Origin of the sequence: Streptomyces sp. WM6386 (assembly GCF_000972385.1) — a bacterium.
GTDB lineage: Bacteria > Actinomycetota > Actinomycetes > Streptomycetales > Streptomycetaceae > Streptomyces.
The window spans coordinates 113136-119578 of record NZ_JXTE01000018.1; the positions used below are offsets into that span (position 1 = coordinate 113136).

Genomic DNA, 6443 nt, shown 5'->3' on the forward strand with positions numbered 1-6443 from the left:
CCGGGCTGTCCCCCTCGTCCGGCCCGCCACCGGGATGCAGATCCCAGCCCTCGCCGACGCCGTCACGGAAGACGCTGCTCTGGTTGCCGCTCTTGGGGTTGGCGTACAGCCCGTAGCAGACCGTGCCGGCGGACAGGAGCTTCTGGACGAGAGGCTGCTGCGGCGCGTAGCCCCAGGGCTGGGTGACGACGCAGCCGCCCGGCACGGTGCTGACGCCGACGAGGCGCAGGGTCTCGTCCATGCCGAAGTCGTACGGGTCGTCCAGCACCGCTTCCATCAGCTCGGGGTCCGCGTCCGTCGCCCCCACCTTCTGCGTCTCCTTGCGCAGCAGCCCCTCGAAGTCGGCCGTCACCCGCGCCACCGCGCCCGGCCCCAGCACGATCTGGTACGTGTCGTCCTCGACCACGCCCAGCACCCCCGGCAACGCCCGCAGCGCCTCCCCGTCCACCGTCGAAGGGTCCACCATGCCCAGGCGGAGGCGGGTCATGCAGTGGGCGACGGAGGTGATGTTCGCGGGGCCGCCCACGAGGGGGAGGATCGCCGCGGCGGTGTCGCAGGAGGTGTTCACGCACCGAGCGTGCTGGTCAGCCGCCCGCCGCCGCCAGCGCGGCGCGCAGATGGCCGTCGGACTCCTCCAGAAGGCGGGTGGCTGTGGGGCCGTCCACGCCGGTGAGGAGCGTCAGGACGGCGTTCTTCACCTCGCCGTCGGTGGCCGCCAGGGCCCGCTCGATCTCCTCGTCCGCCGCGCCCGTGGCCAGCGCGACGATCCGGTGGGAGCGGGCGCGCAGCTTCTCGTTGGAGGCGCGCACGTCGACCATGAGGTTCCCGTACGTCTTGCCCAGGCGGATCATCGTGATCGTCGAGAGCATGTTGAGGACCAGCTTCTGGGCGGTGCCCGCCTTGAGACGGGTGGAGCCGGTGAGCAGCTCCGGTCCCACGACGATCTCGATGCCGTGGTCGGCGGCGGCCGCCAGCGCGCTGTGCGCGTTGCAGGACAGGCCGACCGTCAACGCGCCCCGGGCGCGGGCGTGTTCGACGGCGCCGATCGCGTACGGGGTGCGGCCGGAGGCCGAGACGCCGACCACCGTGTCGGACGGCCGCAGCTCCAGTGCGTCGAGGTCCGCCCGCGCCAGCTCCTTGGAGTCCTCGGCGCCCTCGACCGAGGTGACCATGGCCTCGGGGCCGCCCGCGATCAGGCCGACGACCTGCGCGGGGTCGGTGTTGAAGGTGGGCGGGCACTCGGAGGCGTCCAGCACGCCGAGGCGCCCTGCGGTACCGGCACCGGCGTAGACCAGGCGGCCGCCGCGGCTCATCCGGGCGGCGATGTCCTCGATGGCGGCGGCGATGACGGGCAGTCCCGCGGCGACGGCGGCGGCCACGGTGGCGTCCTCCGCGTTCATCAGCCGGGCGATGTCGAGGGTGGGGAGCCGGTCGATCTCGGCCAGCTCGGGGCGGAAGGCCTCGGTGGTCAGGGTCTCCAACTCGGCGCGGACAGCACGGGGGTGGGAGGTGGAAGTCATGGGGGGTGGCTCTTTCAGGTGGCGATCCGATGGCGTGCCTACGGCTTATGGCTTACCGCGGTGTCGATGTGCCAATGCCTCGTACGACGCGGCGAGCGCGGGAGCCGCGGTCTCGTACGTCCTCTGCGCCACCCCCACGAACAGACAGTCCACCACCAGCAGCTGGCTGGTCCGCGACGACATGGCCGCGGGCCGCAGTTCACTCTCGCGCGCCGTCGACGTCGTCAGTACGTGGTCGGCGTACTGCGTGACCGAGCTGTTCGGCCGGCCCGTGATCGCCACCGTCGTCGCCCCGTGCTCGAAGGCGGCCCGCAGTGGCTCGATGACATCGCCCGTGGCGCCCGAGTGCGTGATCGCGATCGCCACGTCGCCCGCCCGCAACTGCACCGCGTTGGTCACGGCGAGGTGGGGGTCGTGGTGGGCGTGGGCTATGAGGCCTATGCGCAGCAGTTTCTGGGTGAGGTCCTGGGCGACGAGACCGGACGCGCCGACGCCGTACACGTCGATGCGGCGGGCGGTCGCGGCCGCCGTCACCGCCGCGGCCAGCTGGACCGTGTCGAGGCCGGCCGCCGTGTCCGCGAGGGTCTGCTGCTCGTCGTAGGCGAGTTTGGCGACGACGTCCGCGATGGGGTCGTCCACCGCGATGTCCGTCGTGATCGCGGGCGCGCGGCCCGACTGCTGCTGGGCGGCGAGGCCGGCGAGGGCGAGGCGGAGGTCGCGGTAGCCGGGGTAGCCGAGGATGCGGGCGGTGCGCACGACCGTCGCCTCGCTGGTGCCGGTGAGTTCGGCGAGGCCGGTGACCGTGAGGGCCGCGCAGCCTGCGGGGTCGCCGGCGACGGCCTCGGCGACGCGCTGCATGGAGCGGGTCATGGAAGGGGTGAGGGTGCGCACCTTGGCGGCGAGGGCGGCGGGGGCCGGCGGTGCGCCTCCCGAACCGCCGCCGAAAATTTCCTTCACTTCCTGGGTCACCTATGAAAGATATTTTCGGCTCGGTGTTGTGGTCAAGAGTGCGCACAATGGGTGCATGGATCCCTCCGGCCACCCCGTCAGCCCCCTGGAGCAGGCGTTGCACGCGGCACGCGCCCTCGTGCTCGCCGATCTCGTCGCGGGCGAGGTCGCCGAGGCGGACGTGGTCTCGCTGGTCGAGGACTCCGTCGTACAGCGGCGCTGGTGGGTGGAGCAGTGGCCGGACGGGGTGGAATTCGTGGCCGGGCTGGTCGCGCAGGACGTCCAGGACGCGCTGTTGGAGCGGTACGGACGGTGGCCGCTGTGCCCGGTGTGCGAGGCCGGCGATCCGCATGCCCTCGACATCGAGCCGGAGCTGGGGCCCGATCCGCACTGGGTGTGTCACAAGGCGGGGGTGAAGGTCGCCGCGGTGGGGTCGCTGGGCCCCGCGACGGGCGGGGCGGCGTCCTCGTGACCGTCTATGTCGACCCGCCCGACTGGCCCGGCCACGGCCGCATGTGGTCCCACCTCGTGAGCGATGTGTCGTTCGACGAACTGCACGCGTTCGCCGACGGGTTGGGCGTGCCGCGGCGGGCCTTCGAGCGGGACCACTACGACATCCCCTCCCACCGGTACGCGGAGGTCGTGGCCGGCGGGGCCGTGGAGGTCAGCAGCCGCGAGATCGTGCGGCTGCTGACGGCGTCGGGTCTGCGCAGGCCCAAGGGGCGGGAACAGCGGTCCGGTTCGTGACCCGGACTCAGCGGCCCAGTTCGTAGGCGAGGACCTCCGCGTCCTCGCTCGCCTTGGTGAACCCCGCCCGGGAGAGCACCCCTTGGGAGGCGATGTTGGCCCGCTCGACCGTCGCGAAGAGAGTGCGCACCTCGTCCCGCGCCAGCGACCACCGCGCCAGCTCGCGCAGCGCCTCCGTCGCATAGCCCCTGCCGCGGGCCCCTTCCACGAGGTCGTAGCCGATCTCCACCCGGCCCTCCTCGTCGGGGGCGCCATGGAAGCCCATGCCGCCGATCGCGAGATCGTCCTCCCGGCGGACAAGGACGAACAGGCCGAACTCCGGCCGGTGCACGCCCGCTTCATACGCCTTCAGCACCATCCCGGACGCCTCCCGCGTCCCCTGGAACGGCCCGCCCACGACCCAGTCGAACCCGCCGGAACCGCCCGCGGCCAGGTCGGCGGCGGCCGCCGGCGAGACGCCCTCCAGGGTGAGCCGGTCCGTGTCGAGCACGAGGTTGTTGTTCCAGCGCCACCCGGTGACCGGGGCACGGCCGGGCAGATCCCCGCGGCCGGTGGCCCACAGCAGGGTGCGCCAGTGGTCGGGGCCGGGCTGGACGTGCGGGAAGAGCCGCGTCAGGACGTACTCGGGGAGATGCGCGGGCGGCTCGTACGCCAGTCCCAGGCCCTCCGCGATGTCGTGCGCGTGCAGCAGCACCTCGGCAACACCCATCGCGGCGAAGCCCTCGCGGCCCGCGCTGCGGAAGGGGGCGGGGTGGAAGGCGCGGACATGGCGCGGGGTGGTGCGGACGGTGGTCGCGAGGAGCACACCGGTCGTCTCGACGACCTGGATGACGCCGGTGTTGTCGGTGCCCTCTTCGAGGACGATCTCGAAGGGCACCCACGCGTCCTGCGCCCGGCCCGCCAACTGCCCCGCGTACGCGATGAGATCCTCCGCGATGTGTGTCGCCGTCGTCCGGCAGCTCCACTCCACCCGGCCGGCCCGCGCCCCCTCCCAGTCCCGGTCCACCGCCGTCCGCAGCATCGCCACGGCGCTCTCGACGGCCTCGGTCACGCGTTCCCCACCCATGCCTGTCATGCGGGCAGGTTAGGCGGCCGGACCTGTCAGGGCGACAGCATTTCCAGCTCGGCGGCGAGGTTGTAGCGGGCCGTGGCCTCCCACTCCGCCTGCCCGTACGGCGTCCTGAACAGCCGCGGCAGCTCCAGGAGTTGCCGCAGCACCGCGGCCCGGCCCTCGCGGAACGCGTCGCTCGGCACGAAGCCGTACTCCTCGCGTACGGCGGCGGTGTAGGCGGCGTACGTCTTCGGCGGTGCCGCCAGGATCGCCAGGTCCGCGTCGCACAGCACCTGTCCGTCGCGGTCGCCGTCCGCCGCGTCATGAGTGACGGTGAGACGGACGAGCCGGGCCACCTCGGCGGTCCTCGCCTGCGGCAACCCGGCCTCGGACAGGGCGCGCTCGGCGATCCGGGCCGACCGCTCCTCGTTCTCGGAGCGCTCGGGCAGATACACCGCGTCGTGGAACCAGGCCGCGAGGCGGACCACGTCCGGGTCGTCGGCGTACTTCTCCAGTACGTCGACGTGGTCGAGGACCGCGGTGAGGTGCGCGAGCGTGTGGTACCGCCGCTGCGGCTCCTGCCAGCGGGCGAGGAGGTCGTCGGCGTACGCGGTGGCGTCGGGTCCGGTGGACCCGGCGCCCCTGGCTGCTTCCAGGGCGTGGACGAAACGGGTGCGCAGGGCGTCGAGATCGGCCATGGGTCCATTCTCTCCCGCCCGCCCCCTGCGCGGCCGGGGCGTCGGCCCCTAGCGTGTAGGGCCATGACTTCTGCTGACGTACGCGACCCCGAGCTGCCCGGACTCCTCCTGACCACCGAGCGCGACGCGCTGATCCCGCTGCTGCGGTCCCGGCCCGACACGGACTTCGCCCTGCCGACCGCCGGGTGTCCGGGCTGGACCGTACGGGACGTGCTCGCGCACTGTTCGTCCGCGCTGATGCGGGTGGTGGAGAGCCGGTTCGAGAAGGGTGTGTTCTCGCCCGAGTGCAACGACCGGGACATCGCCGAGCGCGCCGACTGGACCAACGCGCGGGTCGTCGACGAGCTGGAGCGCGGCATGACCGAGGCGGGCCCGGCGATCGCCAAGGCGGGCGGGGTGCTGGACCTGGTCGCAGTAGGGGAATGGGTGCACGGGGGAGACGTACGGGACGTGCTCGGGGAGCCGGGCGCCTACGGAGGCCCCGGCTTGCCGCACGCGCTGACGCTGCTCGCCCGGATCACCCGGGAGCAGGGACGGCTGCCGCTGCACGCCGACCTCGACGACGTGGACGAGCCGCTCACGCTGGGAGCGGTGTCGGGGGAGCGGACGCCGGCGCGGTTCATCGGGGACGCCGCCACGCTCGTACGTCTTTACGCGGGGCGACCGGTGGCGGGGAGGACGTTCGAGCTGGCCGGGGCGGAGGCGGCGGAGCTGAACATCTTCGGCTGAGTTCTCCCCCGGGCGGGGCTGATCTTGTCGCGGGCGCGGTGGCCACGGGCGTAGTCTGGAGATTGGACTAGACCTGTAGCCGCCGTTTTCCTGCCCTTCCACCGCCGACGAATGGGGTCCCATGAGCAAGCGTGCAGTCCTGGAGGTGATCGCCCTCGACGTCGAGGACGCGGTCGCCGCCCAGGCCGGAGGCGCGGACCGTCTCGAACTGGTCACCGACATGGCGGCCGACGGGCTGACCCCGCCGGTCGAGACGTTCGCCGGGATCCGCGGGGCCGTCGACATCGCGCTGCGGGTGATGCTGCGGCTCGCGGACGGCTTCGACGCGGGGGACGTCTCCCGGGTGGTCCGGGTCGCGCGCGAGATGCGGGAGGCCGGGGCGCGGGAGTTCGTCCTCGGCTTCCTCGACGCCGACGGCGGTGTGGACCTGGGGGCCGTGGAGCGGGTGGTCGCCGAGCTGGACGGGTGCCGCTGGACCTTCCACCGCGCCATCGACCACGCCACCGACCGGGACGCCCTGCGCAAACAGCTGGCGGATCTGCCCGGTCTGGACACCTACCTCACGGCCGGATCCGCCTCCGGCGTGGACGACGGACTCCCCACGCTGCTCGCCGAGGCGAGTCGACGCGGGGAGCCCGGCTACGAGCAGCAGCTCCTGGTCGGCGGCGGCCTGACCCTGGACCATGTGCCGGGGCTTCTGGTCGCCGGGTTCGACGCGTTTCACATCGGCGGGGCGGCGCGGCCCGGGGG

At 73.0% G+C, this 6443-nt stretch carries 8 protein-coding genes and 1 pseudogene; 4 read left to right on the top strand and 5 right to left on the bottom strand.

What is annotated here, in order from left to right:
- Window positions 1–286: 286 nt before the first annotated feature.
- From TN53_RS45045 to TN53_RS14200, 3 genes and pseudogenes are all read right to left on the bottom strand, one after another.
- Window positions 287–568: pseudogene (locus tag TN53_RS45045) on the bottom strand (PTS transporter subunit EIIB); the annotation flags it as partial.
- Window positions 569–584: 16 nt separating this feature from the next.
- On the bottom strand, window positions 585–1520 hold the full coding sequence (gene murQ, locus TN53_RS14195; protein ID WP_046258805.1) for an N-acetylmuramic acid 6-phosphate etherase: 936 nt from the start codon (window positions 1518–1520) through the stop codon (window positions 585–587).
- A 45-nt stretch (window positions 1521–1565) separates the two neighbouring features.
- Window positions 1566–2489: a MurR/RpiR family transcriptional regulator gene (locus TN53_RS14200; protein WP_046258806.1), complete on the bottom strand. Its 924-nt coding sequence runs from the start codon at window positions 2487–2489 to the stop codon at window positions 1566–1568.
- Between the two features lie 55 nt (window positions 2490–2544).
- On the opposite strand from TN53_RS14200, the gene TN53_RS14205 reads away from it, so the two are divergent.
- Together TN53_RS14205 and TN53_RS14210 are read left to right on the top strand one after the other, a co-directional pair.
- Window positions 2545–2940 carry a hypothetical protein gene (locus TN53_RS14205; protein ID WP_046258807.1) on the top strand — a complete coding sequence of 132 codons (396 nt, stop codon included), beginning with the start codon at window positions 2545–2547 and terminating at the stop codon, window positions 2938–2940.
- Window positions 2937–3215, top strand: coding sequence for a DUF4031 domain-containing protein (locus tag TN53_RS14210; RefSeq protein WP_046258808.1), 279 nt, complete (start codon window positions 2937–2939; stop codon window positions 3213–3215). Before TN53_RS14205 ends, TN53_RS14210 begins: the two co-directional genes overlap by 4 nt.
- 7 nt (window positions 3216–3222) lie before the next feature.
- Here the strand turns inward: TN53_RS14210 and TN53_RS14215 are convergent, their stop codons facing one another.
- Both TN53_RS14215 and TN53_RS14220 read right to left on the bottom strand, forming a co-directional pair.
- The gene (locus TN53_RS14215) at window positions 3223–4290 is read right to left on the bottom strand and encodes a GNAT family N-acetyltransferase (RefSeq protein ID WP_046258809.1); all 1068 of its coding nucleotides are present in this window, start codon (window positions 4288–4290) and stop codon (window positions 3223–3225) included.
- Between the two features lie 26 nt (window positions 4291–4316).
- Window positions 4317–4964, bottom strand: a complete 648-nt coding sequence (locus TN53_RS14220) for a hypothetical protein (protein ID WP_046258810.1) — start codon at window positions 4962–4964, stop codon at window positions 4317–4319.
- A gap of 63 nt (window positions 4965–5027) precedes the next feature.
- Between TN53_RS14220 and TN53_RS14225 the strand changes: the two genes are divergently transcribed.
- Complete coding sequence (locus TN53_RS14225) at window positions 5028–5693, top strand: maleylpyruvate isomerase family mycothiol-dependent enzyme (RefSeq protein WP_046258811.1); 666 nt, start codon at window positions 5028–5030, stop codon at window positions 5691–5693.
- A 121-nt stretch (window positions 5694–5814) separates the two neighbouring features.
- The coding region (locus TN53_RS14230) for a copper homeostasis protein CutC (protein WP_046258812.1) at window positions 5815–6443 on the top strand (629 nt) is incomplete at its 3' end.